Annotated in this window: 35 protein-coding genes and 1 pseudogene; 6 read left to right on the forward strand and 30 right to left on the reverse strand. The window is 37.9% G+C overall.

Translation table 11 applies throughout. The features are described 5' to 3' along the window. Positions 1-100: 100 nt before the first annotated feature. The 4 genes from G8761_RS19880 to G8761_RS19895 all read right to left on the reverse strand — a co-directional run bounded on the left by G8761_RS19880 (position 101) and on the right by G8761_RS19895 (position 1,985). Positions 101-241 carry a hypothetical protein gene (locus G8761_RS19880; protein WP_166029719.1) on the reverse strand — a complete coding sequence of 47 codons (141 nt, stop codon included), beginning with the start codon at positions 239-241 and terminating at the stop codon, positions 101-103. A 41-nt stretch (positions 242-282) separates the two neighbouring features. Next, complete coding sequence (locus G8761_RS19885; protein ID WP_166029720.1) at positions 283-441, reverse strand: hypothetical protein; 159 nt, start codon at positions 439-441, stop codon at positions 283-285. A gap of 165 nt (positions 442-606) precedes the next feature. Then, positions 607-1,095 (reverse strand): hypothetical protein, encoded by a 489-nt coding sequence (locus tag G8761_RS19890; protein WP_166029721.1) that lies wholly within the window; start codon positions 1,093-1,095, stop codon positions 607-609. Then, entirely contained in the window at positions 1,092-1,985 is an 894-nt protein-coding gene (locus tag G8761_RS19895; protein ID WP_166029722.1) for a ParA family protein, read from the reverse strand. The genes G8761_RS19890 and G8761_RS19895 overlap by 4 nt, the downstream gene beginning before the upstream one ends. 712 nt (positions 1,986-2,697) lie before the next feature. On the opposite strand from G8761_RS19895, the gene G8761_RS19900 reads away from it, so the two are divergent. From G8761_RS19900 to G8761_RS19910, 3 genes are all read left to right on the forward strand, one after another. Then, positions 2,698-3,027: a hypothetical protein gene (locus G8761_RS19900; RefSeq protein ID WP_166029723.1), complete on the forward strand. Its 330-nt coding sequence runs from the start codon at positions 2,698-2,700 to the stop codon at positions 3,025-3,027. A gap of 97 nt (positions 3,028-3,124) precedes the next feature. Beyond that, positions 3,125-3,544, forward strand: coding sequence for a VOC family protein (locus tag G8761_RS19905; RefSeq protein WP_166029724.1), 420 nt, complete (start codon positions 3,125-3,127; stop codon positions 3,542-3,544). Positions 3,545-3,645: 101 nt separating this feature from the next. Further along, positions 3,646-3,939, forward strand: coding sequence for an EthD family reductase (locus tag G8761_RS19910; protein ID WP_243450102.1), 294 nt, complete (start codon positions 3,646-3,648; stop codon positions 3,937-3,939). A 40-nt stretch (positions 3,940-3,979) separates the two neighbouring features. Here the strand turns inward: G8761_RS19910 and G8761_RS19915 are convergent, their stop codons facing one another. Next, positions 3,980-5,155: a M20 family metallopeptidase gene (locus G8761_RS19915; protein WP_166029726.1), complete on the reverse strand. Its 1,176-nt coding sequence runs from the start codon at positions 5,153-5,155 to the stop codon at positions 3,980-3,982. A gap of 464 nt (positions 5,156-5,619) precedes the next feature. Between G8761_RS19915 and G8761_RS27695 the strand changes: the two genes are divergently transcribed. After that, positions 5,620-5,751 carry a hypothetical protein gene (locus tag G8761_RS27695; protein ID WP_275940726.1) on the forward strand — a complete coding sequence of 44 codons (132 nt, stop codon included), beginning with the start codon at positions 5,620-5,622 and terminating at the stop codon, positions 5,749-5,751. Positions 5,752-6,313: 562 nt separating this feature from the next. On the opposite strand, the gene G8761_RS19920 is transcribed toward G8761_RS27695, so the two are convergent. The 13 genes from G8761_RS19920 to G8761_RS19980 form a co-directional block, all read right to left on the reverse strand. Then, a complete protein-coding gene (locus tag G8761_RS19920) occupies positions 6,314-6,640 on the reverse strand; it encodes a YflT domain-containing protein (RefSeq protein ID WP_166029727.1) in 327 nt (108 codons plus the stop codon). 106 nt (positions 6,641-6,746) lie between these two features. Next, the gene (locus tag G8761_RS19925) at positions 6,747-7,079 is read right to left on the reverse strand and encodes an ArsR/SmtB family transcription factor (RefSeq protein WP_166029728.1); all 333 of its coding nucleotides are present in this window, start codon (positions 7,077-7,079) and stop codon (positions 6,747-6,749) included. Continuing rightward, positions 7,079-7,501, reverse strand: a complete 423-nt coding sequence (locus G8761_RS19930) for an SRPBCC family protein (RefSeq protein WP_166029729.1) — start codon at positions 7,499-7,501, stop codon at positions 7,079-7,081. Before G8761_RS19930 ends, G8761_RS19925 begins: the two co-directional genes overlap by 1 nt. A gap of 17 nt (positions 7,502-7,518) precedes the next feature. Then, on the reverse strand, positions 7,519-7,896 hold the full coding sequence (locus tag G8761_RS19935) for a hypothetical protein (protein WP_166029730.1): 378 nt from the start codon (positions 7,894-7,896) through the stop codon (positions 7,519-7,521). A 280-nt stretch (positions 7,897-8,176) separates the two neighbouring features. After that, positions 8,177-8,554, reverse strand: a complete 378-nt coding sequence (locus G8761_RS19940; protein ID WP_166029731.1) for a hypothetical protein — start codon at positions 8,552-8,554, stop codon at positions 8,177-8,179. Positions 8,555-9,381: 827 nt separating this feature from the next. Then, positions 9,382-9,954 carry a 5' nucleotidase, NT5C type gene (locus tag G8761_RS19945; protein ID WP_166029732.1) on the reverse strand — a complete coding sequence of 191 codons (573 nt, stop codon included), beginning with the start codon at positions 9,952-9,954 and terminating at the stop codon, positions 9,382-9,384. A gap of 1 nt (position 9,955) precedes the next feature. Next, complete coding sequence (gene ribD / locus G8761_RS19950) at positions 9,956-11,068, reverse strand: bifunctional diaminohydroxyphosphoribosylaminopyrimidine deaminase/5-amino-6-(5-phosphoribosylamino)uracil reductase RibD (RefSeq protein WP_166029733.1); 1,113 nt, start codon at positions 11,066-11,068, stop codon at positions 9,956-9,958. Then, positions 11,061-11,816 carry a GTP cyclohydrolase II gene (locus G8761_RS19955; RefSeq protein ID WP_166029734.1) on the reverse strand — a complete coding sequence of 252 codons (756 nt, stop codon included), beginning with the start codon at positions 11,814-11,816 and terminating at the stop codon, positions 11,061-11,063. The genes ribD and G8761_RS19955 overlap by 8 nt, the downstream gene beginning before the upstream one ends. A gap of 24 nt (positions 11,817-11,840) precedes the next feature. Beyond that, positions 11,841-12,260: a DoxX family protein gene (locus tag G8761_RS19960; RefSeq protein WP_207789286.1), complete on the reverse strand. Its 420-nt coding sequence runs from the start codon at positions 12,258-12,260 to the stop codon at positions 11,841-11,843. A 72-nt stretch (positions 12,261-12,332) separates the two neighbouring features. Continuing rightward, entirely contained in the window at positions 12,333-12,521 is a 189-nt protein-coding gene (locus G8761_RS19965) for a 2-hydroxymuconate tautomerase (protein ID WP_166029736.1), read from the reverse strand. Between the two features lie 13 nt (positions 12,522-12,534). After that, the gene (locus G8761_RS19970) at positions 12,535-13,308 is read right to left on the reverse strand and encodes a 2-keto-4-pentenoate hydratase (protein WP_166029737.1); all 774 of its coding nucleotides are present in this window, start codon (positions 13,306-13,308) and stop codon (positions 12,535-12,537) included. 23 nt (positions 13,309-13,331) lie between these two features. Continuing rightward, positions 13,332-14,111 carry a DODA-type extradiol aromatic ring-opening family dioxygenase gene (locus G8761_RS19975; RefSeq protein WP_166029738.1) on the reverse strand — a complete coding sequence of 260 codons (780 nt, stop codon included), beginning with the start codon at positions 14,109-14,111 and terminating at the stop codon, positions 13,332-13,334. A gap of 24 nt (positions 14,112-14,135) precedes the next feature. Then, positions 14,136-14,780 (reverse strand): alpha/beta hydrolase, encoded by a 645-nt coding sequence (locus G8761_RS19980; protein ID WP_166029739.1) that lies wholly within the window; start codon positions 14,778-14,780, stop codon positions 14,136-14,138. Between the two features lie 186 nt (positions 14,781-14,966). Here G8761_RS19980 and G8761_RS19985 point away from each other — a divergent pair, with 186 nt between their 5' ends. Beyond that, positions 14,967-15,500 (forward strand): helix-turn-helix domain-containing protein, encoded by a 534-nt coding sequence (locus G8761_RS19985; RefSeq protein ID WP_166029740.1) that lies wholly within the window; start codon positions 14,967-14,969, stop codon positions 15,498-15,500. 57 nt (positions 15,501-15,557) lie between these two features. Here G8761_RS19985 and G8761_RS19990 read toward each other — a convergent pair whose 3' ends face one another. The 10 genes and pseudogenes from G8761_RS19990 to G8761_RS20030 form a co-directional block, all read right to left on the reverse strand. Next, positions 15,558-16,331, reverse strand: coding sequence for an NAD-dependent protein deacylase (locus G8761_RS19990; protein ID WP_166029741.1), 774 nt, complete (start codon positions 16,329-16,331; stop codon positions 15,558-15,560). Between the two features lie 294 nt (positions 16,332-16,625). Further along, on the reverse strand, positions 16,626-17,486 hold the full coding sequence (locus tag G8761_RS19995) for an NAD(P)H-hydrate dehydratase (RefSeq protein WP_243450103.1): 861 nt from the start codon (positions 17,484-17,486) through the stop codon (positions 16,626-16,628). A gap of 54 nt (positions 17,487-17,540) precedes the next feature. Continuing rightward, a pseudogene (locus G8761_RS27375) lies at positions 17,541-17,993 on the reverse strand (NAD(P)H-hydrate epimerase); the annotation flags it as partial. A 12-nt stretch (positions 17,994-18,005) separates the two neighbouring features. Next, on the reverse strand, positions 18,006-18,170 hold the full coding sequence (locus tag G8761_RS20000) for a hypothetical protein (protein ID WP_166029743.1): 165 nt from the start codon (positions 18,168-18,170) through the stop codon (positions 18,006-18,008). Positions 18,171-18,486: 316 nt separating this feature from the next. Then, positions 18,487-19,059, reverse strand: coding sequence for an EMC3/TMCO1 family protein (locus G8761_RS20005; RefSeq protein WP_166029744.1), 573 nt, complete (start codon positions 19,057-19,059; stop codon positions 18,487-18,489). A gap of 118 nt (positions 19,060-19,177) precedes the next feature. Further along, positions 19,178-20,068 carry an SRPBCC domain-containing protein gene (locus G8761_RS27920; protein ID WP_166029745.1) on the reverse strand — a complete coding sequence of 297 codons (891 nt, stop codon included), beginning with the start codon at positions 20,066-20,068 and terminating at the stop codon, positions 19,178-19,180. A 121-nt stretch (positions 20,069-20,189) separates the two neighbouring features. Further along, positions 20,190-21,011 carry an STAS domain-containing protein gene (locus G8761_RS20015; RefSeq protein WP_166029746.1) on the reverse strand — a complete coding sequence of 274 codons (822 nt, stop codon included), beginning with the start codon at positions 21,009-21,011 and terminating at the stop codon, positions 20,190-20,192. A gap of 299 nt (positions 21,012-21,310) precedes the next feature. Next, positions 21,311-22,291: an aldo/keto reductase gene (locus G8761_RS20020; RefSeq protein ID WP_166029812.1), complete on the reverse strand. Its 981-nt coding sequence runs from the start codon at positions 22,289-22,291 to the stop codon at positions 21,311-21,313. A 179-nt stretch (positions 22,292-22,470) separates the two neighbouring features. Continuing rightward, positions 22,471-23,409 (reverse strand): VOC family protein, encoded by a 939-nt coding sequence (locus G8761_RS20025; RefSeq protein ID WP_166029747.1) that lies wholly within the window; start codon positions 23,407-23,409, stop codon positions 22,471-22,473. A 105-nt stretch (positions 23,410-23,514) separates the two neighbouring features. Continuing rightward, on the reverse strand, positions 23,515-23,913 hold the full coding sequence (locus tag G8761_RS20030) for a DoxX family protein (RefSeq protein WP_166029748.1): 399 nt from the start codon (positions 23,911-23,913) through the stop codon (positions 23,515-23,517). A 638-nt stretch (positions 23,914-24,551) separates the two neighbouring features. Here G8761_RS20030 and G8761_RS20035 point away from each other — a divergent pair. Next, positions 24,552-25,022, forward strand: a complete 471-nt coding sequence (locus G8761_RS20035) for a ferritin-like domain-containing protein (protein WP_166029749.1) — start codon at positions 24,552-24,554, stop codon at positions 25,020-25,022. A 79-nt stretch (positions 25,023-25,101) separates the two neighbouring features. On the opposite strand, the gene G8761_RS20040 is transcribed toward G8761_RS20035, so the two are convergent. Both G8761_RS20040 and G8761_RS20045 read right to left on the reverse strand, forming a co-directional pair. Then, on the reverse strand, positions 25,102-25,746 hold the full coding sequence (locus tag G8761_RS20040; RefSeq protein ID WP_166029750.1) for a nucleoside deaminase: 645 nt from the start codon (positions 25,744-25,746) through the stop codon (positions 25,102-25,104). 177 nt (positions 25,747-25,923) lie between these two features. After that, positions 25,924-26,076 carry a DUF1540 domain-containing protein gene (locus G8761_RS20045; RefSeq protein WP_166029751.1) on the reverse strand — a complete coding sequence of 51 codons (153 nt, stop codon included), beginning with the start codon at positions 26,074-26,076 and terminating at the stop codon, positions 25,924-25,926. Between the last annotated feature and the right edge of the window lie 186 nt (positions 26,077-26,262).

Raw genomic sequence — 26,262 nt, forward strand, 5'->3', positions numbered from 1 at the left:
CTGGAGCTGGATTACAATAACCTAGTTCGGAGTTTTCCACAAGGTGAAAATCTATAATTTCCTAACCGACAAAAAAACACACGGACTGTGCCGTGTGTCATCATTTAATTTGTTTTGCTGTCAAGGTTGCAATGAAATGAACTGTTGCTGGCGGTGCATTTATTTGCTGGCCTGCCTTTTTCAGTTCAATTTGAAGGAAACGTTTAATCTTTCTGCTCTTCCGAACGGTTTTTGCAGTCATGTTAACGCCCTCCTTAATTTCAAACAACTTTTTCAAAAAGATCAATATTCACCGGAGGCCATTTCGTAATCTTCCCATTCATCATAGACCAGGTCGCCGCTTGATGCGCCTTTATGAATCGCGTTTTCACACGATGGGCAGCAAGGGCTGTCTCTCTGCAAATCGGCAATTTCCTGTCCGCAAACAATACAGAGTTTCATACTAAACCCCTCCTATTCAGAATTTCATCTTACACCTTTATTATAAAGGATCTGTGAAATGCTTCAACATTGATAAATAAGGATAAGCCTTTAGTATTTTGAATTATCTAACAATAACCTCCGAAAAAGTCTTCTTTTCTTAGAATTTCTTTTTATTTCTACGCTTTACTTCATTTTAGCAAACGCTTCCCCCGTTCTCTTCGCCCGTGTATGGGTTTTAATCGCTTCGTAGGCTTCTTCTTTTTTTCCTTTAAGCTCAATGATTTGTCCAGTAAGAAGGCAGTACAAAAGCTTTAAATCAAGCAATGTAGTATTTTTTAAAAGCTTCGTCTTCGGTTCACTTTCAAACCACTCGGCGGCTTTCTCTTTGCTGTTGAAAAGGGAAAAATCCAACTTCGTTCCATTAATAGGGAACTCCTTTCGTAAAAACAGTTCAGCTATATCTGGAAAAGCTGCTTTATTTTTTTTCATTAAATTCTTTGATGATGGTTCCTGCATAAGGAAAGTATCTTTCAGGGGTTTCAAAACCTCAATTATTTGATCGAGTTCTTTTAGCTCTTTTTTAAACTTTTGTATGGAGGCAGCTTTATAAATAAGCTGAAGATGTTCCAGATAACTGGATACTTTTTTGTAGGTGAGTTCGTTCATATTCATCCCTGGCCTTCCAGACAATTTAATATTTCAGCAGCTAATGAAGCGTATTCCTCCCGCCTGTTTCCGGCAGCTGTTGCTCTTGCTATTTCCTCGTAATTATGAATAACTGTATGAAAAAAGTATGTGCCTTCAGGCAGTTTGCATTGCACTTCAGCTGCGTCTAAATATTCTTTTAGATCCAGAAGCACCTGTTGGTTTTTCACCGTGCCTTTTTTTAGGGTTTCAAAAATGCCAAGAAGCTGCGGCCTCTCACCAAACAATAGACGGGCTAATGATGAATGGCGGTGCTCCTGGCAAATGTTCAGGTAGATTTTATCGACCGTTGTAATATAATGGGCAACTCCGCGGATACTGACGGTTTGAATAATAGAAGGAATCAAATAATAGTCAGATAGCAGGAAAGCACCCTGGGTGATGAGGTTATTGCTGGGAGGGCAATCAAATAAAACAAAATCATAATCTTGGTCTAAACCAGTCTTTTGAAAGAATTGCTGGAGAACGAAGAGGTCGTCAAAATCATCCTTCAGCAGGATGGATAGTTCATCAAGCCCCCCACCTTCGTAAAAAATATTAGATGGGATAAAATCAATGCCTTCTCCCGTCTGTTTGACAAGCAATTCCTTATCAACTGGAAACTCGAGATTTAAATGCATTTTTTTCTGAATCCAGGCATCGAAAATATAGTTCAGACACTCTCCTGGATTAAGCCGGTATAAATCCCAATCAATTCGTGAGAGACAAATTTCGCTTAAAGAACATTGAGGGTCAAGATCAACCAAAAGTACTTTTTTTTCCTGTAAAACCATATGGCACGCTATCTGGTAAATACTCGTTGTTTTTCCTACCCCGCCTTTATAATTTCCAACAAATATCTTTTTCGCTTTTGCCATTTCCCCGCCTCCCATCCATCACTATTCATCCTATGGCGGGTTATTGAGATTATGACTCTTTATACCTGTTTGCCAGCAAGCTGCCAATCATCCAGGAAGAAAGGCCATAAATTAGGCCGGCGCCTAACCGCCAGCGGATGGAACCCAGCGGTTAAGGGAATGTTACGGACCTCTGTCCATCAGCCTCTCATATTTTTCACTTCTGCAAGGGTATTTTCTAAAAATGATTGGAGTGCAACATTTCCTAAACATAATATGAGTGAGGGTTTCTTTGATTCAAGCTGCTCTTTTAGATGGCCTATGCAAATTTCTCTAGTCTTTTCTTTATCATAAGCCCGCACTGACCTTCTTTTTAAAATATATAAAATAGGGAGTGACTATAAATGACCGATTTTTGCTCAAATATATGGCCTGAGGAGCCGGTTCCTGAAAATGTAAAAGACTGTAAGGAGTGCGGTTTATATAAACAAGGCTCTTGAATGATTTGGGGTGAGGGAAATTCAGAAGCTCCAATTATGGTTATTCTAGATAATCCAGGGGCACGCGAGGACCAGGAAGGGAGTTCCCTATGTTAAAACATATCTTAACCAGCTTACAGGTTATTTTTCATGATGCCTTGAAAGATTGACGGGTAAACACCTGTTGGGACATTTCATATTTTTTTAGGAAAATCATAAAATTATATATAAATCAATTAAGGTGAGGGATGAAAATGTATTATGCACGCTTGGTGAAGTATAAGTTGGGATTTGGGCAGAGGGTTTTCGCAGAAAGATTAACCAAAGAATTTGATCAGATAAGCAGGACATTAGCTGGGTTCAGAGGAAACGTATATTTTTTTGAAGATACACTTTGCGAGTACAGGGCGCTAAACTATTGGGATACAAAAAACGATGCAGAAAATGCGAATCAAGTTTTGTTTCCGAAGCTTGAACAGGAGCTCGAGAACCTTACGGCCGAGAAGCCTTCTTACCAATTCTTTGAAGTATTTGACCCTGCAGATGGCAGAGACCTTTTATTCTCCCATATTAAGCTGGTATAGGATTGCTCTGGCCGAGTAATCTTTTTTTTGAGGATTCAAATAGGATTTTTTACCTTTGCGGAGAATAACTTATTAATCTGAGAAAGGATGTGTCTTAATGAAGGGAAAATTAGTGAGGATTGGTACAACCTATATTCCGGTCACTAATGTTGCACTATCTGCCGAATGGTATGTAAATAACTTAGGTGCAGAATTGAACTATAAAGACGCAGATAAAGCAATTATCAATTTGGCAAATCAAAGCTTTTTCCTAGTTGAAGCTGCTGAGGATCAAAGTACAAATTTTTATGATAATAAAGGTGTGAAACGTTTTTCGGTCACTTTTGAGGTAAATGGGTTAAGTGCTTTGGAAGCCCTGCATAAAGAGTTTAAAGAAAAAGAAATCAAAACTGGAGAGATTGAAGACAGAGGCCATGCTGGAAGGAACTTTGTCTTCTTTGATTCTGATGGCAATATGTTTGATGTTTGGAGTGAATTAAGTCCTGTTTTCAAGGAAAGGTTCGGAGTAACTAAATGAAGTAATTTTATAACTTCAAGAAAAAAGCTTGTCATAAATTTAATAAGTCTTCCATAAATATTAAGAATACCGCTATTAAAGGAGTGAAATTTATAGTGAAAATGCATGTTATTTATGAACAGCCAAAAAACCAGGAAGGTTTTGAAAAGCATTATTTTGAGGTTCACATTCCTCTTGCTCAAAAGATCCCCAACTTAAAAAATTTGTCCTATCAAAAAGTGTTACAGGCACAAAATACGGAGAAAAATTTATATTTAATGGCCGAATTAGAATTTGAAAGTTTAGATGTCTTTCAAGAATCTATGAGCTCTAAAGAAGGAAAAGAAACACAAAAGGATGTTGCCAATCTTGTAGAGTTTTTACATAAACCGCCAGTTATTATTATTAGCCAATAAAAAATAGCCTGGATCCTCAATAAGGGTCCAGGCAGTTTTTTTATGCAAATACTTTTTGGCTGGCGAACTCTTCTTTTATTTTTGCAAGAAGTTCTGGGTTTGTTAAAATTTCGTATGCAGTAAGGGCCATGGCTTTCGCTCCAAGAATCATGCCTTCTCTGCCCTGCTCGCTCATCGCTGCTTCTCGGAATTCATGAGTATGGGCAACGGTTGGCACATCAACAATCTTAATATAGGGGTGAATGGCTGGAACTACCTGACTAACATTTCCCATATCAAGAGAACCTGAGCCATCGCGTTCAACCACGATTTGCTCCTCGTTAATACCCAATGAAACCAATTCCTTGTTAAATGCCTCTGATAACTCATTGTTTGTGATCATATCATCATAGGAAAATTCATAGAAAGACCATTTCATAGTGGATCCTGTCTGAAGTGCTGCACCTTCAGCGCATTTCTTCACCTTTTCAACCAGCTCGTTCACATAATCCCTTTTTGCTGCACGAACATAGAATTGGGCAACTGCGTAATCAGGTACAACATTAGCTGCTTTTCCGCCTTCAGGAATAATCCCGTGTATTCTTGCATCTGGCTTAATGTGCTGACGGAGAGCATTAATGCTGTTAAATGTCTGGATAACTGCATCAAGGGCATTAATTCCGGCATGCGGGCTTGCAGCTGCATGGGCTGATTTTCCGAAAAACTCGAATTGAATGGCATCCATCGCCAATGAAGCACCGCTTTTTATATAATTGTCACTTGGATGAACCATCATTGCCACATCCAAAGCATCGAAGATACCAGCTTCTGCCATCGTTACTTTTCCGCCTCTTGTTTCTTCAGCAGGTGTACCAAAAACCATTACTTTTCCGCCAGTTTCCTGGATTACCTTACTTAAAGCAATCCCAGCAGCGATTCCCATTGTTCCGATAAGATTATGTCCACAAGCATGGCCTACGTCAGGAAGCGCGTCATATTCCGACATAAATCCAATTACAGGACCTGGCTTGCCGCTGTCAAAGGTTGCTGTAAAGGCAGTTGCTAGTCCGCATGTTCCTACTTCTAAAGCAAAATCGTGTTTTTTCAATTCCTCTGTTAAAACCGTGCATGCAAGAAACTCTTCATGGCCAAGCTCCGGATTTTCCCCAATGTACTTGCTTATTCTATAAAAATCTTCTTTATATAATTCGATCTGATCAATAATATACTGTTTCATTATATTTTCCATCTCCCTAATATATGAATGTATAAAAAATCATATAATATTATATTAATACATTATTTTGTTTTTTTCACTAGTTATTTATTTTCTTTTATAAATTTGGCTCTGTTAAATTTGCCTGTTGATTTCCCGATTTATGCCCTCGCTTTCGGCTGGCGCTTCGGGGTCTACCTGACCCGCTTTTCCAGCCGGAGTCTCGCACCTCTCGTTCCAATTACCATTGTGCCAAATCAACAATGAGCTTTAACATAGCCATAAATTTGAGAATGAGTTAAAAGGGATATTATGGTATATGATAGAATTATATAAATTAAGCTCTGTTAAGCTTGCTTGTTGATTTTCGTTCAAGACACTCGCTTTCCCGCTGGAGTCTCGAGTCCTTCTGCTACAATCAACATAGATAAAAATCAACAATGTTCTTTAACACAGCTATTGATTAAAAAATGGAGAGTGGTCAAGTGGAACAAATCAAATCATTTTTTATCCTTTATCCAAAAACGGCGCGGATTGTGGCTTTAATATTGCTTGCCTATCTATTTATGGAATCCATTCAAGCTGGTTATAAAACAGGAATGTCTCTTTTCGGGTAAGGTTCTTTCGGTTTTGGAGGATTTATGTTATACAGGGTATAATAATGGTAAGAAGAAATGAAAGGAATGATTGTATGTCTGCAGGCGGTCTATGGGGATTAACAATTTTATCAGCAGTGGCATTTTACGGAAGTATTGCGTTAGCATATGTTTTAACTTGATAAATGTATAAAAAGGCTGTTCACTTTTGAGGACAGCCTCCTTTATTTAGTAAGATGGTGCCTTTCTATTAAAAAAATTTATAAGTGATTCCTAGTTTTCCCAAAACGATGAGTTACTAAAAGAATTCCTAGCTTCCAAGAAGGTATGCCCTGGTTCTGCGAGAGAATCTCCGACTTTTCTAACGACTGCCCAACCAGGACGGTTATGCCTAGGCAGGAAATGATATGCCTAAGCGTGGCATGTAATGCTTCAAAGAATTGATGCACATCTATCTAATCTTTAACTCTTTTCCCCTCCAGCCGTTTCCTCATTATCCTTTAAATTTGGCTTTTCCTTATGGAGGGTGTTTGAAATATTAGTGAATATTAAAAAAGTACCTTTCCCTCTCTGGGGAAGGCACTTAATCTGCCTGAATAGCGACTATAACAAACTTTCCATTTTCCACTTCTTTTTCACAAACCGTCACATCCTCATGTGAAAGCCCGAGTGAAAGCATCTTATCATGTACCTCTTCTATTCGGCTAGAGAAAAAGTAAGCCATAATATCAATCAATCCATCCTCTTCAATGGTGTCATCATTTGTATCAGTTTCTTCAATTACTTCCTCAGATTGTTTTTCATCATAGGCAAAGATGTATATATCATCGAGTAAATAGCCCTCGTTTTTGAGTCCATTTACCGTGTTTCTCGCCTCTTGTAAATTTTCCGCGACTTTATATATATACATATCTTTTCCTCCTGTTTGACCGGTGGGCCAATCTTTTGTACTAAATTATTTCCCTCCCGCACAGGCAATTAAACTAAGAAAAAAAGAGAGGATTTCTCCACTCCTTCTATTCACCCTGCTGTTCACTTTCAAGCAGGTGTCTGAGTTTATTAAGTTTATTGTCCCAAAACAATTCAAAATATTGGACCCAGTCCTGCAGTTCACGGAGAGGCTCCGGATTTAAGCTATATCTGGTTTCCCTTCCTGATTTCCGCTCCCGGACAAGATCAGCCTCTGCTAAGACCCGAAGATGCTTGGAAACCGCGGTGCGGCTTATGGGAAAGTTTGCACTAATCGCGGTAACAGGCATCTCTTCCTTGCTGAGCAGTTTTAATAATTGACGGCGGGTAGGATCAGCTATGGCATGGAATACGTCATGTTTTGCTCTTTCAGCAGACATTAAGCCTCAACATACGCACGCAGCTTGTTCTCGACCATCGCTGCCCAGCCGTTTTCCATATTCCCCCGAACCGCAGTATGTGGAGCACCAAATTCGGTAACCTTGTTGACATCCCAGCCGGAATGGATCAACGTAAATTCCGTTCCTTCTTCTACCTCTAATAATTCAAAAGAAAGCGTCCAGTCTTTTCCCCATCGGAAAGAAAGAGTATTAGGCGGGTCTACCTTTGTCACCTTGCAGGGAGACATACCGAATTGGCCGGCATTTAAGTGAAATTCATGGCCTTCTACTGGCTGCATATCATTTGGCATAAACCAGGCTTCAAGTCCTTCTGAGGTTGCTACTGCATTCCAAACCTTTTGTATTGGGGCATTAAATCTAACCTTGCGAACGATATCTAATAGCTGAGCGTTATTTTCCAATTTAAAATCCACCTTTATTATTTTTTGGTTTTTACTTTATCAGAGTGACGAAAACGAAGGGCTGACCATGTCTCGTCTACCGCCACGTTGCTTACTGGGCGATATGGCGTTTCTTCTTCGGCCAGCTTCCATAAAACGTCCCTATTAATATCCGTTTTAATTTTTGAACTTTTCTTAGGGTAGGTTACCCAGAAAAGCGCATCCTCTTTTAAAAAGGGAATCGTTGCAGCAAATAACTTTTTCACGTCTTCACTATTTAGGACAAATAGCTGAACAAAATCATATGTACCTTCAGGCTGTGTGTCCTCTTCAATGTCCAGGCTATACCCTTCCGGAGCATTTAGCACAAGGGCTCGTCCTTCTTTGTACCTCAGTTTTTTTAATAATTCTTCCACAAAAAAGCACTCCTTTGCACTTGAAAAACGAAACCATTTGGTTTCGTATTTAATTTAACTATAAAATACACATTAGTAAGAGTCAAGCCAATTTTAGTTTAAAAATCATCTGACCCCTTTTTTAACTAAAAATCTCGTTTTGCAAAAAAATACTAGATGATGGAATCAAGTATAGATACTCCAAACATGGATTAAGGGCGAAAAGGTATATGAAAAAGTGTAATAAAAAGCGCATTGGTTCAAACCAATGCGCTTTTTGCCGGCTGAAAATTAATAAACTTTATGGGACAATACTTGGAGGCTTGCTGATTTCCTCGTCAAGCACCTTCAGCCCGCCAATAACTTCTAGGCCAGAACCGAATGAAACAAGCGCATCACCGGCAATGGCAATCTTTTGTTCCTGGATTCGTTTGATTTTATCCGTTTCTTTAATTTGGCTTGAAACAGATACGGCCTCTAGGATTTGCCCAATCGTCCGTATCCAGGCACCTGTCAAAATTTGCTCTTCGCCACGAGTGTCCCCATCCTGCTGAACCTGTAAGAGACCTGTTAATCCTTTTACTTCAATTAATTGGCCAATAACTTGAATCCACAAGCCTAAGGCTACTTCCTTCTCGAGCTCTAATATAATATTTTCCTGATTGTATTCTCTTTCCACTCCATCAGCTCCAGAAGTATTTTTTCTATATGTTATGAAAAGGAAAAGTTATAGGGTGATTATTTTCTTTCTTTACTTCGTTCTGCTGATGTGAACTTCAGTATTAAATAAAGAAGATACAATGCCCCGACATAAATAACGGAAGAATATTGTATTTTCCTGCTCCCGTAATGCAATACCTTTACGATAACAGCAAACAACTCCAGTAGAGTGAGACCAATAGACATAGTTATTATGTATATCATTTTCTTAAGCTTAGAGCTGAACATAGGGAAGTAATTAAAGATGATTATCATCACAGAGGATTGTCCAAAAAGGCTTTCCAATCGCTAACTTCCATTTGGAAATAATACAGTAGAATTCATATATCTCAAATCCAGGTAAACGTCCAAAATGCTACCTGCAAATAATGTAAACAATACTTTAAGAAGAATTTCTTGTAGTGTTCTTTTTGGCGATTAAAGATGCAATAATAAAAAAGGCAAGAACGGTTGCTGAAAAAATATAAATCATTAATGGTCCCTTCTTTTATTGACACCTTTTAGTTATTACGTAAAGCCTTTTCCCTCCAGTACATCTTTTCGCTCTCCGAAATTTTGCTGCAATTCATTCCAAAATCATATATGGCATAATTAATATCATTTATTAAATCATCAGGAATTTCACATTGGAGTTTGGTTTGAATATGGTAGATTAATTTGTTTGAGTAAGGCAAATGGCTTAACAAAGGAAATTCCCCTTTTCTTCATTCAGAGTTCTTCTCTTAGTTTTGCCAAAAAAAATCATTCTTAAAATGTACATAAAAAAACAATCATTAAAAACAAGCGTTATTTTGGCTCGTTTTCAATGATTTTAATGAGTTCTTTCCACTCAGTGATTCGCGGTAAATCCTTATGGCGATTATATGATTGATCCTTTAAAAATACCTGGGTTGATTCGTTCAGAATGGTTTCCAGAATTTCTGGCTTATCATCAAAATAATAATCTAGTTGTAGTGTTTGTATGATTGCGGCCTTTTCGTTGTCTTCCATTCCATAGAAAAACCGTTCATCCTGTACCGGGAAACCATTCTTTTTCATCCATTCCCTTGTCTGTTCTCCATGTTCCTTTGGTCTGGCGGTGATATAGAATATTTCATGGCCTTGATTGCTAAGATTCTGAAGTGTTTCAACTGCCAATGGATAAGGAGGACAATTCGTATAATAAATTTCATTCAATGAATTATTCCACATTTCTTTTCCTTGTTCGTTCGTTAAGCCAAAGGGTTCATGGATAAATACCTTCTTTAACTCCTGAAAAGCCTGAATTGGAACATTGCGATTCAGCTTTTTGTTGTATAGGTGAAACGCATGCTCCCGCAGGTTAATTAACGTGTCATCAATATCAAAACCGAATTTCATTTTAAATCTCCTCTTTGGGGTAAACAGGGTAACCAGGGTAACCAGTAAATTTAAAGTCTTTCCCGATTTTAACAAAATCAGTGTCAGTCAGCTCTACAGCGTCCCGCATTTTTTCAATTCCCATTCCTTCAAGAAAAGTAGGTGCAAGTTTTCCCCCAATTAATTTAGGCGCAAAATAGAGGACAATCTTATCAATAACCTTGCTTTCCAGGAAAGAGGCATTGACAGTGCCACCGCCTTCTATCAGTAAGGAGGAAACAAGATTTTCACCTAATATCTGTACCACTTCATTAGGATTGATTATCCCTGACCCGGAAGTTTGGATTACTTTTATTCCAAGAGATGCTAAGATTTTTTTCTTCTCCCTATCATACTCACTGCCAGTAAAGATCCAGGTGTCAGCTTCTTTATCGGTAATAACCTTGGAGTCCAATGGGATTTTTAAAGTTGTGTCCAATACGATCCTTAAAGGATTGCGTCCATGGGGAATACGAGTAGTCAAAGATGGGTTATCTGCTATAACAGTATTAACACCAACGAGAATGGCCATATTCTCATTTCTTAAATGGTGGACATCCAATCGGGCTGCTTCAGAAGTTATCCATTTGCTTTCATTCGTATGAGTAGCAATTTTTCCGTCGAGACTTATACCAGATTTAAGAGTGACAAAGGGTTTTTTTTCAACAATAAACTTATTGAATACCTCGTTCATTTTCCTTGACTCTTCGTCACGCACACCAACAATGACTTCAATCCCTGCTTCTTCAAGGATTTTAACACCATTCCCCGAAACTACTGGATTGGGATCGAGTGTTGCAATCACTACTCTTTTTAATCCTGCTTCGACAATAGCAACAGCACAAGGCCCTGTTCTTCCATGATGGGAACATGGCTCAAGTGTTACATAGATAGTTCCTCCTTTTGCTTTGTCCCCCGCCATTCTTAGTGCATGGATCTCTGCATGAGGCTCGCCAGCCTTTAAATGGGCACCAATGCCAACGACCCGGTTATCATTTACTATAACAGAGCCGACCAGCGGATTAGGATCCGTCTGGCCTTTCATTGCTTTGGCATTTTGCAATGCTAAATCCATATAAAACTCATGGTTAGTCATTTGGACAAGTCCCTTCAGTTTTTAAATGGCCGGATTTGTTTATCTTTGTCTGAAGATATTTTTCGTTAAACTCTGATATATCTCCCCATAGTGGAACCCTTCCGCTAACAGGCAAACCTGCAGTTTTCAAGGCATTCATCTTTTTCGGATTGTTTGTAATTAGGGTTACTGGTTTGCTGCGCAAAGATTTTAATACATCAATTGCATCACTATAGTTTCTTGAATCATCCACAAAACCAAGGCCTTCATTAGCCTCAACGGTATCATAACCGTTTTCCTGAAGAATATATGCCATAGCTTTGCTGAATAATCCAATTCCCCGGCCTTCATGGTTTGCTAAGTAAAATAGAGCACCATTACCATGCTCGACAATCATTTTCATGGACTGTTTTAATTGAAATCCACAATCACAGCGTTTGCTTCCGAAAATATCACCGGTGTGGCAAATGGAATGCATTCGGATCATTGCATCTTCCGCATATTCAAAATCCCCGTATACAAGAACACTGGATTGCTGAAATTCTGCCAGATTGGAAGAGGATAATCTATCTATTACTTGATCGAAATCTTCTGTAACTTCATCACAATTCAGCCAGCAATACCATTGAAACACAACCGTCTCACCATATAAATTAACCGGAAGGCGGATAGGACCAACTATATAGATACCTCCTTCTTCCTTTTTAATTAATTTGATTTTATCTTCTAAAACGCTAAGAACCTTTGAGCTTAATTCCGCCTGGCTCATCATAAATCCCCCTTGTTCCCCTTTTTAAACAGCTTTAGTTTCCTTTGTTGAATTAAATAGCATCCGGTCAATAGAATAGAAAGTACTTCCATTAATACCAAGATAAAGAGCAATGGCTATAAATGCTAAATCCAGCTCGTACCCTGCCATTTTTCCATTGCCTAATAAACCGACAGCAAGCTTTACCTTTAGTATAGCCCCAATCATCAGTAAAACAAATACAGAAGAAATTATACGGGTTCCAAGACCAAGAATTAAAGCGAAACCTCCAAGGATTTCAATGACAGCTATAACATAAGCCATGAATCCTGGAATTCCCATGCTGCTAAACCAGCCAACGATATTTTCTATCCCTCCTTGAAATTTTGCAAAGCCATGTATAAAAAATAATGCACCCAATGTTAATCGTAATATTAGAGCTCCTATTTCCTGTTTATTTAACAACATATGTTCCTCCTATGATAAATGCCTCAGTTTTAATTATTCTTAATTCGAGATAACAGACAATTGGTTTTCCTAATTTTTTTCATTAATTGGAACACCGCCAACACCCCAATTTTCTTCAGGTACCTCGGTTAATATTACTCTTACAGCCTCAGGTGGGCTGCCCAGCGTTCTTGAAATAGTATCGGTTATTTCTGAAATGAGTTGTTTTTTTAACTCGGGTGATCTTCCTTTAAGCATTTGAACCTGGATAATCGGCATAATTATTCGCTCCTCATGATTTTACACTGAGTTTCATTCTGCCCAGCTTTTCAAAATTTGCTATTAAATTATCTCCAATCGATACCGGTACTGCTTCTGTAATTCCTCCGGTCAGCACAATCATTCCAGGTTCCACTGACTCTCCGACAGAATGCAGCATTTGGACGAGCTTAACGACCGAACGTACGGGATTTCCTAAAACCGCTGAACCTCTTCCAATCTGAACGGTTTTTCCGTTTAACTCCATACTTACCTCAAGCTGATCTAATTGGAACTCGGTGGGAGAATAAATGTTTTTCGAGAGTATAAATCTTGAACTTGAAGCATTATCAGCGACAACATCGACCAGATTGAAGGAAAAATCCCTGTAACGGCTGTCAATAACCTCTAAAGCAGGAGCAATCCCTATTGTAGCCTTCCAAACCTTTTCTTCTGTTATATCAGCACCTTCAAGATGCTGATTAATGAAAAAAGCAAATTCCGGCTCCACCCGTGGATGAATCAAGCCTTTTAAGTTCAATAAGGGACTGTTTATCTCCATTGATTTTAGCAGCCTTCCATATATAGGTTCACTAATTCCTACAGACTGCTGCTTGGCTAAACTGGTCAGGCCCATTTTCCATGCTGTTAAGTGGTCGCCGGCCAGGAGATCCTTTTGTATATTTATTTTTTGAATCTCATAAGAATTTTCGGGTGTGAGACCGGTATATCGTTCTGTTAGTTTTTCTAATTCCTCACCGTTTTTTTGATGCTGATAAAGTTCATCTGCTATCTCGTTTAAATTCATCACTTTACTCCGTTTTCTGTTTTTCATCCAAAAAGCCAAACACTGTGGCTTAAGTTCCCATAGCGGTAGCTTCGATGAAGCAAAGTCGCTTTTTGAGAATCATCTGCTGCACCCATAGCATAGAAAATCGGAATAAAATGCTCTCTGCCATATTGAGGTACCGCGTATTCAGCAAAAGGTGCAAGTGTATCGTAATCAAATAATGCTTCAGTATCCCATTCACCTAAACTGCTTGATAACCAATTTTCAAATTCCTCTGCCCAGGGGTCAACCTGCCCATTATCAGCCCAATTTAAAATTCTTAAATTATGGACAGTTCCTCCGCTGGCAATAATTAAAACATCGTTTGCTCGGAGGTCTGATAATGATTTTCCAATTTGATATTGTTCTGCTGGTGTAAGGCTCGGATTAACTGACATGCTTATAACAGGAATATCTGCATTGGGATATAGCAAGCGTAATACCACCCATGCACCATGATCAAGCCCTCTATTCGTATCTATATCGTATGGAATGTTATTTTCAGTAAATAAATTAATAATTTCTTCTGTTATGTGCTCATTTCCTTTAGCAGGATATTTTATGGAATTTAAAGCCGGATCAAACCCGCCAAAGTCGTAAATAGTACTATACTCATCTACCTTGCTGACCTTCTGCACAGGAGATTCCCAATGGGCTGAAAACAAAACAATCGCTTTAGGACGAGGCAATGTTTTTCCTAATTGATTTAAAAATTGTGTGTATTCGTTATTTTCAATTGCAAGCATGGGTGCACCATGTGCAATAAATAAAGATGGCATCATTTTTCTTCACTCCTTAATTAACTTTTAATTATTTAGATTATTTTTTAACCATTTATGAAAATCGCAATAATTTTCTTCGGAAACAGTGTGTGGTTCCGGATAAGCTTTGAAAGTAACAGGAATCCCGAGCTTTTTAAAAAACTCAGCATTCTCCTTTCCCCAATCAAATGGCAGTACCTGATCAAATTCACCATGAGATATAAATGCCTCTAAATTATGTCCAGTATGAATTGGATACTCCTCTTTAACAAATGCTGGAATATATCCGCTTAGTGCTATTATCCCCTTTATCTTATCTCCTAAAGTTAATCCTAGGGTCATTGAAACAATGGCTCCCTGACTAAAGCCCATTAGGTATATTTGGCTCTGATCGAGTGGATACTCTTCACAGGCGTAATCTATAAAGCTTTTTAACTTTAAAATTGCTTCATCAAAAACGTCTCTATGCGGCTTTCCATAGCCTTCAATCGTAAAGTAAGCGAAGCCTGGCGGCTGGCTAAGGTGGCCTCTTACACTAAAAATATAAAAAGATTCTTCCAGTCCATTGACCAAAGAAATCATATTTTTTTCATTACTTCCAATTCCATGCATCACAAACAATGCCGGATATTTTTTTCCTGGAATTATTTTTTCAGGATGTGAAAGTTCATATATCATTGGTGCTTTCATTAAATCAGCCCCTTTTAAAAATTTAACCTACATACAAATGTTTCATATTAAAAAACCTTTAATAGGTTTTGTTTACTAATATGAATCTTTGTTTTCTATATAATATCAACTATAGTTATGGAAAGTCAATTATTTTTTTGTTAATATGTAATTAAGTTTACTTTTAGGAAACCTCGAGGTGATAAAATGGATATCGGTTCCAAAATCCGTACTATTAGAAATCGAAAAAAAATTACCATTGCCCAAATGTGTGAAGGAACGGGATTATCAAAGGGTTTTATAAGTAATGTGGAAAACAATAACACTTCTCCATCTATTAATACGCTGCAAACCATTGCCCAATTTTTAAATGTGCCACTTCCCTATCTTTTGCTTGCGAAGGATCAGCATATGAGTGTGATTAGAAAGAACGAAAGGCAAATTACCACAGTGGAATGCACCGATTTGACGGTTCAGCATCTTGCTTCCCGAAGCGGATTAAGTATTAGGCTTGTTGAATTTCCTCCAGGCACATCCACTGGTGAACTTAATGCACATGAAGGGGAAGAATGCCATCTGGTATTGCAGGGAAAAGTACTGGCTGAACAGGGTGAAGAATCCTTCATTCTCGAGGCAGGCGACACCTTCAGTTGGAGCGCTAGTGTACCCCACTTTGTAAAAAATGTCGGAGATGAAATGGCTAAGATCTTAATCGCTGTATATAAAGAAAATCTTGAATAGATAAAGGACCATATTAATAAAAGGCCTTTTCTCTCTTAATTATTTGCCTTTTCTCTTTTAATTATTTAAATTCGTATTTAAATTGCGAAGTGTTTCTCCAATTGATTCGTGTATAACGAATGTACTAGAGTCAAGGTCATAGGGTGTATCGCTTTTATTAATAATAATGAGTGGTACGCCTTCCCTTCTGTACAGAGGGAAGGTAGAAAAAGGTGTTACCTTCAGGCTTGTCCCAAGAACCAGAATACAATCTGCTTCATGGATTAGCTGCATTACCGTATTAAATCCCTCCATAGTAAACCACTTTCCTGCATCACCGAAAAGAACTACATCGGGTTTAATATAGCGATCCCTCTTATTCTTTGTCTGGCAATGGTCACACATATAAAACTCCTTCATGTTTTTCAGCCTATTTGCCATTTCTTCTGTTGAATATTTTGTCCCGCAATTCAAACAAGTAGCCGTTTTCATAGTTCCGTGAAACTCAATTACCTTTTTGCTTCCTGCTTTTTGATGTAGGGCATCAATGTTTTGAGTAATAATATACGAAACCTTCCCTTCCTTTTCCCATTTCGCAAGTACCTCATGCCCACTATTGGGTTCTGCGCTGGGGTGATAGAGATTCTCTACCGCAAACTGATAAAATTCTTTTGGGTTCTTAAAAAAATAATCAATAGACAGGATATATTCAGGAGCCATTGAGTAAATCCCTGTACTCGAGCGAAAATCTTTAATTCCTGATTCCGTACTGATTCCTGCTCCGGTTAAAACCACAATATTCTTTGAATTTCTTACTATATCTGTACACTTTTCTAACATGCCGTTTTCCATATTTGACGCTCCCGGTTAAAAAATACAATTATTTTATTCCCTTTTGATCCCAATACTAGACTTGATTTATTCGAATTTCAAAAGCATAACAAAAAAACAAACCCTTAAAATTATACATCTATGAAAGTGAAAACAATCATTCAATCAATAAATAATGCCTTATGAAATAGATACATTAGAAAAACTTGGCATTCGCCAAGTTCCTTTGGCGGATGCCGTAGTTTTACTTATGCGTTCAGAATTTAGGGATATAAATTCTGATTAGCTAAATAAAAGCAGAGAATTTCTGCTCTTTTAAGTAAGCCTTTTCAATTCTTCCCTGATACCATCAATAAGATCAGGTGGATTAACTCCATAATGAGATAAAGTTTTTGCCTTTTCTTCTCCAGTCTTTGCATGCAGGTAGCTGGCCGAAACAAGGGCTTGAATTGGTGAGGCACCTTGAGCTAGAAAAGCACTGACTATACCCGTGAGTACGTCCCCGCTTCCTCCTTTTCCAAGTGCATCATGACCCAGAGGGTTAATGTATATATCTCCATCAGGTGATGCAATAATGGCGCGATGTCCTTTTAACAGTAAATATATATTGTTTTCTTTTGCGAAATTATTGGCTATTTCTATACGGTTTTTTTCCACGTCATTTACAGATAAATTTAATAAAACCGCCATTTCACCAGGATGAGGAGTGAATATAACATTACCCTGGTATTGTCTTACTATATCAAGGCTGTTTTTTATTAAATACAGTCCATCTGCATCAACAACAATTGGCTGCCCATTAAGAGATGAGAACAAAGATCTCATCCACTCTTCTCCGCCAGTAAATCTGCTCATACCTGGTCCCACAGCGATTGCTTTTATTTTATTAAGTGATTGCTTGATTTGATCTATTGCATTTAGAGCAAAGTGGCCTTCCTCTTCATACAGAGGTAAAAATAATGATTCGGGACTTTGGATGGCAGCTAATGGATAAATACTTTCAGGAACTCCAAGTGTGACAAGCCCTGCTCCAGCATTTAAGGCAGCTTTTGCTGTGAAAATCGGTGCGCCCACGAAACTGCGTGAGCCGCCCAAAACAAGGACATGTCCAAAGGTTCCTTTATGTCCATACGCCGGCCGAACGGGTAGAAATTCTTTTGCGAGCGTTTCAGTCATTAATTTCGGTAATTCAAGTTTCAAATCTTTTATTATCGAAGGCGGCACCGAAATATCCACCGCCTTCCACTCCCCTATATAGCTTGGACCATCATTTAAAAAGAAGCCATTTTTCGGGAATACGAAGGTAATCGTTTTATCTGCTTTAATGGCAGCACCTTCTACTTTGCCTGTATCACTGCTGACACCAGAGGGAATATCGACTGAAATCACCAGTTTATCCATAGCTATTTCGTTTACCAAAGAAATTGCCTTACTGACAGGCTCGCGAACTGGCCCGCTAACTCCAGTTCCGAGGATGGCATCTACAATAATGTCTGCCTTTTCTATTTCAACGCGGAGTTCTTCTATCTCTGAAAAATATAAAATCGGCAGACCTCTTTGGAAGTAGGCATCATAATGGATTTTGGCATCTCCATTAATCCTCTTTGGGTCAGTGACTAAATAAAGAAGCGGATTGTATCCTATATCAAAAAGCCTGCGGGCAATGACAAAACCATCTCCCCCGTTATTTCCGCTTCAGGCAAGAACAACAATTTTGGAATTTATTCCCTTGGCAGCAGCGTTTACCTCTTCAGCTACTTTTGCACCGGCATTTTCCATTAACACGATGCCAGGCAGTCCTAATTTTTCGATTGTATACTGATCCATTTGCTGCATGTCCTTTTGTCCTGCGACAAACATATCCATCCCTCCGATTAGGAGTTTTTTATTCTAATATTACCTTCTTAGATCTTTTTCAACTAATTTTAAATTTCTATCTTCATTAATCCGTCAGTGGAGAAGCGTTTAAATTTGGAACGCTTAACATCACTTTGCCCCATGTTTTAAAAGATTTGAAATTGTACCGGTCTAGCTAACATCAAATTAACTTTTATCTTGATTAGATTTCATGTTAAAAGAATCTATTAACATACTAACATTTCTTTATAAACCCCACAGAAAAATTCCAGGTAAGATAATCTTCAATAAAAAACTCCCTGTTTGTCAGGAAGCAAAATTAAAGTTGAAAGGTTTTACGATAATCATTAAGTTCCATCTCTATGGAAGTAATTATTGCAAGGTATCTCTTACATAATTCTTCATTATCAAAATCATCGCCTTCTCCTAATACTTTCCACTTCAAAAAAGTGTTATCGATTTCTTGGACGGCTTTGGCAATTTCTTCTTCAAGTAGATGGAAATTCTTATAGAGTAAAGGTCTAATTAGATGGTTATATGGCTCTGAATGAAATGTGCTTTCTCCTGTTTGTGGATTCCACTCTATGACTTGTACATCGTTATTTACTTTAAGAATTTCATTGTAGGCTTCCAATTTTTTAGCAATCTGTTCCCTTTTGAATTGATCCTTTAATATTTCTAATTGTCTTTGATTCTGTTTTTCTTGAATATCTAATTGATGTTTATACTGTGCTTCCTGGATTTCCAATTGTTTTTTATGCTGTGTTTTTTGCTTTTCAATCTCGAATTCTTTTTGTCTATTAAATTGGGAGGATTGAAGAAAGTAAGAAACAACACCGGTAGAAACTGTACCAACAGCAACACTTATTAGCGCGATAAATGCATCATTCATACCAACACTCCTTTAGCATTAATGAATATTAAATAATGCAAGGAAAAATGAATGTAATGATAAAATAAAAGCACATTAAAAATTTACAAATAGATTCCTTTGGAATGTTGAACAAGAATCATTTAGTGCTGCCTAAATAGGTTTCATCCAACTGTTTTATTACAAATGGCCATGCTTCTTTATGCTGGTCCCGTGATGCCTCATCCGGAAAACCTGCGTGGCTTAGCCGTAAGTTTGTCCCATTGCCAATTGGTTCGAGTTCAACTGTTACTACTGTCTCTGCTCCCCTGGTTCCCTCAGCACCAGTAACCCAAGTTAATTCTACCAATCGGTTTGGCTCCAGCCTTAAGAATCTTCCATAATGCGGATGACGCTGCATCTCACTTTGATTCTCGAATTTAAATTGGGTTTCAAAGAAGAATGCTGAATTAACTTCTCCCTTCATTAATACAGTACCGGGAGCTGCGAACCATTGATCAAACTGCTGCGTCCAGGCTTTATATAGAATTTCAGGCGCTGCTTCCATCACACGCTCTACAGTCAAACCAAAAGGTCTTTTTGAAAGATCAGGCATAATAACAGCCTTAATCCCTTTTCGCAAATTAATGTCAAACTCAAGATAAGCCTTCATGCAATTAAGCATGTCAACCCAGCCTTGGGTTTGCTGGCTAAAGCATTTAAGTCCCTCCTCAGTACATTCCCAGCCCTCTTCAAATACGTTAACAGAAGTTTTTCCCGTATCTAATTCTTCAAGTTTAATATCTACCTTCGTTTCTGCCCCGCTAGCTGTCCATAAAAAAGAAATGAAGTTTTTCTCAATAGTTGTTACCTGAATAGATAATTCCGCGCCTGCATCATCCCAGCTCCATAGGACCGTTTTTCCTACTTCAAGTCGTCCGCTGCCGCTTGATATAAAGTAATTAGACATCTTCTCAGGAGATAAAATTGCTTCTAGAACTACATCAACAGGTTTTGAAATGACTGATTCTACTTCCACTTTTAGTTTCATTTTATCCTCTCCATACTCATGAAATGTTGGTGAATTTCATTACTCTCTTTTTATTCGATTAATTTAACTGAAAACCTTTTGAAAAAAGTAAAAAGGCTGCCCCTTTTAACCTTGGACAACCTTATTGCTTACCAATATGCTCCAGTGCTTGTTCAACATTTGAAAAGGATTCTACACCTGCAAAGTTTATTCCAATACCTACAGTATTGGATGCTAAATCAGGTCTTATTCCGGTAAAGATAACTTGAATTCCAATTAGCCGAAGAACGCGGTAAAGATTGAATATATGATTTGCCACCTCGGAATCGATATTGACAATACCTGAAAAATCGATAATAAGAGATTCTATCCTATGTTTACTTATCTTCGGTACTGTATGGTTAAATAGATGCTGAGCCCTTTCATAATCAATCGTACCTATCAGCGGTAAAATAGCTGTTCCATCCTGAATTGGAACTATGGGCGAAGATAACTCCATGATCTCCTTACGCTTCTTTTTATCCTCAATCTCTGTTAGGGTTTCGTTATCTATAATCGCTTTAGTCAAACCAATATCGAGCATATAATTTAATCGATTTTGAATCATTGCCGCCTCTTCAATTGGTAAATTATGACTACTGCTAATGGATGTAAGGCGTTTATTAAAAAATAAACGTACTTCCGCGTATGGCGCAACAATGTCAGAAACTTTAGAGGAAGTCGTTGACTTTAGTTCATGGGTTTTATACCATTCGTTAAACCTTTGAGCCACTTCTTGATCATTCTCGAGGTTGATTACCTCTGCTAAAAATTGAATAAATTCAGTTTGGAAATTAATTAAGTTCGTTTTTATGAATTCAGGTACTTCATAGGGAAGCTTACTGATATTATATTCGATCACATCAGTCGCGATTAATTTTGCATTTGCTTTAATATACTTTGATACCTTTGAAACAGAATTCATTATGCCCACTATCCTTATATGTCTGTATAGTTATATACTAACAAATTGTTCACCTTTAAACTTACAATAATCTAGTTTACGCAAATAGTAAATAAATAACAATTACAAAGGTCCATTTAGCTTCTTAATGATACCTGGAACTTCTGCTAAATCATCAATATAAAATCTTCTTTACATTCTCCCAATTGTTATCTCTTTTCCAGATCCCTTTTATTCCCGCATTTTGGGCTGCTTCTACATCATTTAAGGGGTGGTCTCCATAAAAAAAGAGTTGCAGCAAATTGCATCTGTTTAAAATATTAACTGAATCCCAAGACTGGATGCGGTACATATGGCTCTTCCAGATAGGAAACTTCTTCAGGAGTCAGTTTCACATAAAGTGCATCAACTGCGTCCTCTAAATGCTTCATTTTGGTTGCACCAATGATGGGGGCTGTCACCGGCTCTTTTTGGAGAACCCATGCCAACGCAACTTGTGCTCTTGGAAGACCACGATTTTCTGCCAGTTCTGCAACACGTTCGACCACTTGCTGATCTGCTTCAACAGTAGCAGCATAAAGTGTTTTTCCAAATTCATCTGTTTCCGAACGAGCTGTTGTCTCATCCCATTCGCGTGTCAGCTTTCCTCGGGCAAGAGGACTCCAAGGAATCACGCCGATTTTTTCTTCCCTGCATAGCGGAAGCATTTCCCTTTCTTCTTCACGATATAGCAGGTTTAAATGGTTTTGCATGGAAACAAACTTGGTCCAGCCATTTTTTTCGGCCACATGCTGGGCCTTTAAGAACTGCCAGGCGTACATGGAAGAAGCCCCTATGTATCTTGCCTTTCCTGCCTTTACCACATCATGTAAAGCTTCCAATGTTTCCTCAATTGGAGTATTGTAGTCCCAGCGGTGTATCTGGTAGAGATCGACATAATCAGTTCCAAGTCTTTTTAGGCTATTATCAATTTCGCTCAGGATCGCTTTTCGTGAAAGCCCGCCCCCATTTGGCCCTTTATGCATACGGCCATGGACTTTTGTTGCAAGGACGATTTCATCCCTGTTGGCATAGTCCTTCAATGCACGCCCTACGATTTCTTCACTTGTTCCATCTGAATAAACATTGGCCGTATCGAAAAAGTTAATTCCAAAATCAAGTGCTTTTTTTATAATTGGACGGCTTTGCTCTTCATCAAGAACCCAACTGTGATTTCCTCGCTCAGGAACTCCAAAACTCATACATCCCACACATAATCTTGAAACGTCCATACCTGTATTGCCAAGCTTTACAAAGTCCATTTTCTTCCCTGCTTTCGATTTAGTTTTTTTATTAAATCCATTATACATAAGTTTCCATGGGAAACTCATGTTATGACTCCTTCCTTTATCAAAATATAAAACAAAAAGAGCAGGAAAACTCCCCGCTCTAATCATTTATTAATAAGATTTATTTAAAATGCTTCTGTTGGGACCAAAACTCAGTCTAACTCTCTTACCTCAATTGGAATCAGTGTACGTTCCAACTGTCTTCGGTGTGGCTCAAATTGTACAGGAAGCATTAAGTTTGTGCCCATTGTTTCCTTTGATTCATCATGAGTAAATCCAGGAGGGTCGGTCGCAATTTCAAAAAGAATTTCCCCATGTTCTCTGAAATATACGGCATTAAAATAGTTTCTGTCACGTACTGGAGTAACCCTGTATCCATTTGTTTCAATATGATTTTTCCAATCTAATTGATCATGGTTGTCACTTGCCCGCCATGCAATATGGTGGACAGTACCTACTCCCATACGTCCTCGCCCAATAGGGGTTAATTTTAAATCAATAATATTACCGATTTCAGCAGTTGAACGATAACGGGTAAAATCTCCTTCTTCCCCAATTAATTCGAGACCCATTACTTTATTTAACAAATCGGCTGTTTTGTCTGGCTGTGAAGATAAAAGAGTCGCTCCTCCAAATCCTTTTATGGCAAAATCGGGTGTTATTTCCCCAAAACACCATGTATTAGCATCTCCTTCTTCTCTTTCAACAATTTCCAAGTGAAGACCGTGCGGATCATCAAATTCCAAATACTGCTCACCAAAACGTTCCATTTTTGAATAAGGGATTTGAAATTTTTCGAGCCGCTTTTCCCAAAAATCAGTGGCGGCAATCGGAACAACATAGGATGTGACTCCTACCTGGCCATCTCCAATGGTCCCCTGTTGAGCACCTGCCCAAGGGAAGAAGGTGATAATTGTACCTGGCTTACCGCTTTCATTGCCAAAATACAGATGATACGTACCCGGATCATCAAAATTCACCGTTTTCTTCACCAAACGAAGACCTAAAACACCCGCATAGAAATCCACGTTCTCTTGAGGATGTCCAACTATGGCTGTTATATGGTGAATACCTATTGTTTTTTTACTCACTATGTTCACTCCTTTTGTTGTTCCTAAATACTGGTTCTTTTCAGTTGCATTTTATATTTCCCCATTTTTAAAAACAGGAATTGAAAATCATTAATTAAAGTATTTTTAAAATAACAGAGCGTCTAATGCGTATTTGCCTGGTCCTGCTAGCGCAACAGCAACTGCAGTCACTAATAAGATCAGATTGTATTCATACCCATTTCCTGTAGACCAAAATCCATTAGGACCATGCACCTTAATAATTGCTATAACCATTGTGGCCGCAATCATTACTCCGGCAAGAGGAGTTAAAAAACCTAAAGCAAATAAAAGTCCTCCGAAAAATTCTGCAAGCCCAGCAATCAATGCCATCGTAACACCAGGCTTAATACCGATTGAGTCCATCCATCCGCCTGTTCCTTTTAATCCATAGCCGCCGAACCAGCCAAATAATTTTTGTGACCCATGACCCATAAATGAAAGCCCGATAACCAAACGAATTAATAATAAACCTATACTTACCATGTTTATTCCTCCTAAAAGAATGAATTTATCTTGATTTCGAGATATTTATTTAAAAAAATAAAAGAGCAATTGATTTATTTTACTTTGAATTTAAATATCTTGAATCTGAGATAATAATACAACCTATAAAATAGATTGTCAAGAACATTAAAGTAGAAATTTTAATTGAGTCATCGTCGCCTGGGTAGCTCTTCTGATCCATTATTCATAAAAGGATTTATTTAAAAACCTTTACACCCCCATAAACTCCTGCAAGGAAAATACTTGTTAAAACAATCATGTAAAAAACAACCCATCCCCATTTGCCATAATGAAGCAAGTAATTATAAGAACAAAAATTAACCAAGGCGGTACTAGTACGCATGTCTATCAATACATCCGTGAAATAAAGTTACAACTAATCAACCAATCTGAGGAAAAAGTAGAAGTACTATTATTCCAATCCTTTTTCTTATAAACTGGCCCTCATAGGTCTTAGACCGCCCTATTTTTTAAATCCGAAATATGAACAATACTATTCTATTCTGTTTGTCTTTTTATTTTTAAAAATTATTGATCAGTATATGAGGACCTGCACACCAGCCTATTTATAAAACATAAGATAAGTTGATAATTATAAACGCAGGAGGTGCCCAATTATGAATGCAGGTTATAACTTTTATAATAATAATCCTTACTTTTATGATTCTTATAGAGCGCCGGTTGACACTCAATTAGTGAAGGATATTCAGAAAGCAATTAATGGTGAGTATAGCGCCATTGCCTGTTATGAAAGGCTTGCTCAAATGGCAGGGTCACAGAGTGAAAGAAGGCAAATTAAGGAGATTCAAAAGGATGAAAGACGTCATTTTGAGGAGTTTGTCAGAATTTACACCAATTTGACAGGAAGGCAGCCAAGAACGGAAATCCAGGAAGGTTGTCCTAATGCCTATAGACCGGGTTTGGAGTTTGCATTTAGGGATGAGCAGGAAACCGTAGACTTTTATCATGAGATTGCAGAGAGAGCTCAGGATCAATTTATTAAGCGAACATTCCGCCGTGCCGCAGCAGATGAACAAAATCATGCTGTGTGGTTTTTATATTTTATGCAAAAACATCCTAGGTATTAAATGTAAAAACAAAAAATTAAAGGAGGCGTATCAGCCTCCTTTAACAAAGTACATATTGCCCTTTTTTGTCCTCCTTAACCTAAACTATTTGCAAGGAGTTTAATTCTTCCAACATGAGATGGTAAATATCCTCAATTTTATATTGATTAGGATTTTTTAATTTTTCTTCTGCTGCCCATTTCTTAGCCAGATTCATTGCTACCGGGTAATCTTCAGCCATTCCAATATGTACAGGATGGGCTTTCTTGTAATCAATAGAATAATCATAATAAGAGTTAAGCAAAATAGATAGGTTCTCTAACTCCGGGACTGGGCCTGAAATCTTGATCGGTTTTCTGTTAAGGTAAGGTGTGGTCCCTTTCAGATTTGTGCTGCCGCCGTATTTGTCTTTAGCAGCATATTTCAGATTCCGGATCCCACTCATGTAAAAAGCACCAAAACATAGTGGGCAAGGCTCCAACGAAGAGTATAAGGTATATCCATTCACTTGCTTATGTATTCGGTTATCAACCTTTAATAATGCATTTACCTCTGCGTGTGCTAGTTCATTATGAAAAATCACCGACCCATCGGTCTCTTTCATAGTGGAGCTTTTTCCACTAGAAATGATTTCTCCCTCATCATTAACCACTATTGCTCCTATTGGGCGTGAACCATCCAGGAAGGATTCCCATGCCACTTTAAAAGTTTCTTGCCATAAATAAGGTATGTCTGACCATTTCATAAATTACCTTCCCCCACTGCTTATATATGTATTAACTTAATTATACCTTTTTTTATATTTTTTTTAAAAATAGTATTTAAAGGAATTCTAGATGTTATTTGCTAGGGGAGGAAAAAATGTCAACAAAAAAAAATGGACAGCGTGTGCCGTCCAGTTCCCTAATATCATTTTACAAAATTAACGTTTTTCGAAGGTTTTACAAGCTGTCTCCATAACATTTGCAGCTTCATCTCCGTTATGTGCAACTACAAGAATGGAGTCAGCTACACATTGATCACCTTCAGCCCAATACTTACAATTTTCAACATCACATTTCACTTCGATTTTCATGGTGTGCCACCTCCTTTAAAAGGTTGTACTAATCCATACCCTTTTTAGAGGTGGACTAACCATTTGTTTGTATATAATAAATTCTTAAAGAATACAACTTCTTCCCAATCTATTCACTTGTGTATTTTTAATGTGCATTTATTTAAAAGGAAGGAAAAGCCACTATAAGATAGATTAAAACGATGG

This window comes from Neobacillus terrae (assembly GCF_011393025.1).
Lineage (GTDB): Bacteria > Bacillota > Bacilli > Bacillales > Cytobacillaceae > Neobacillus_A > Neobacillus_A terrae.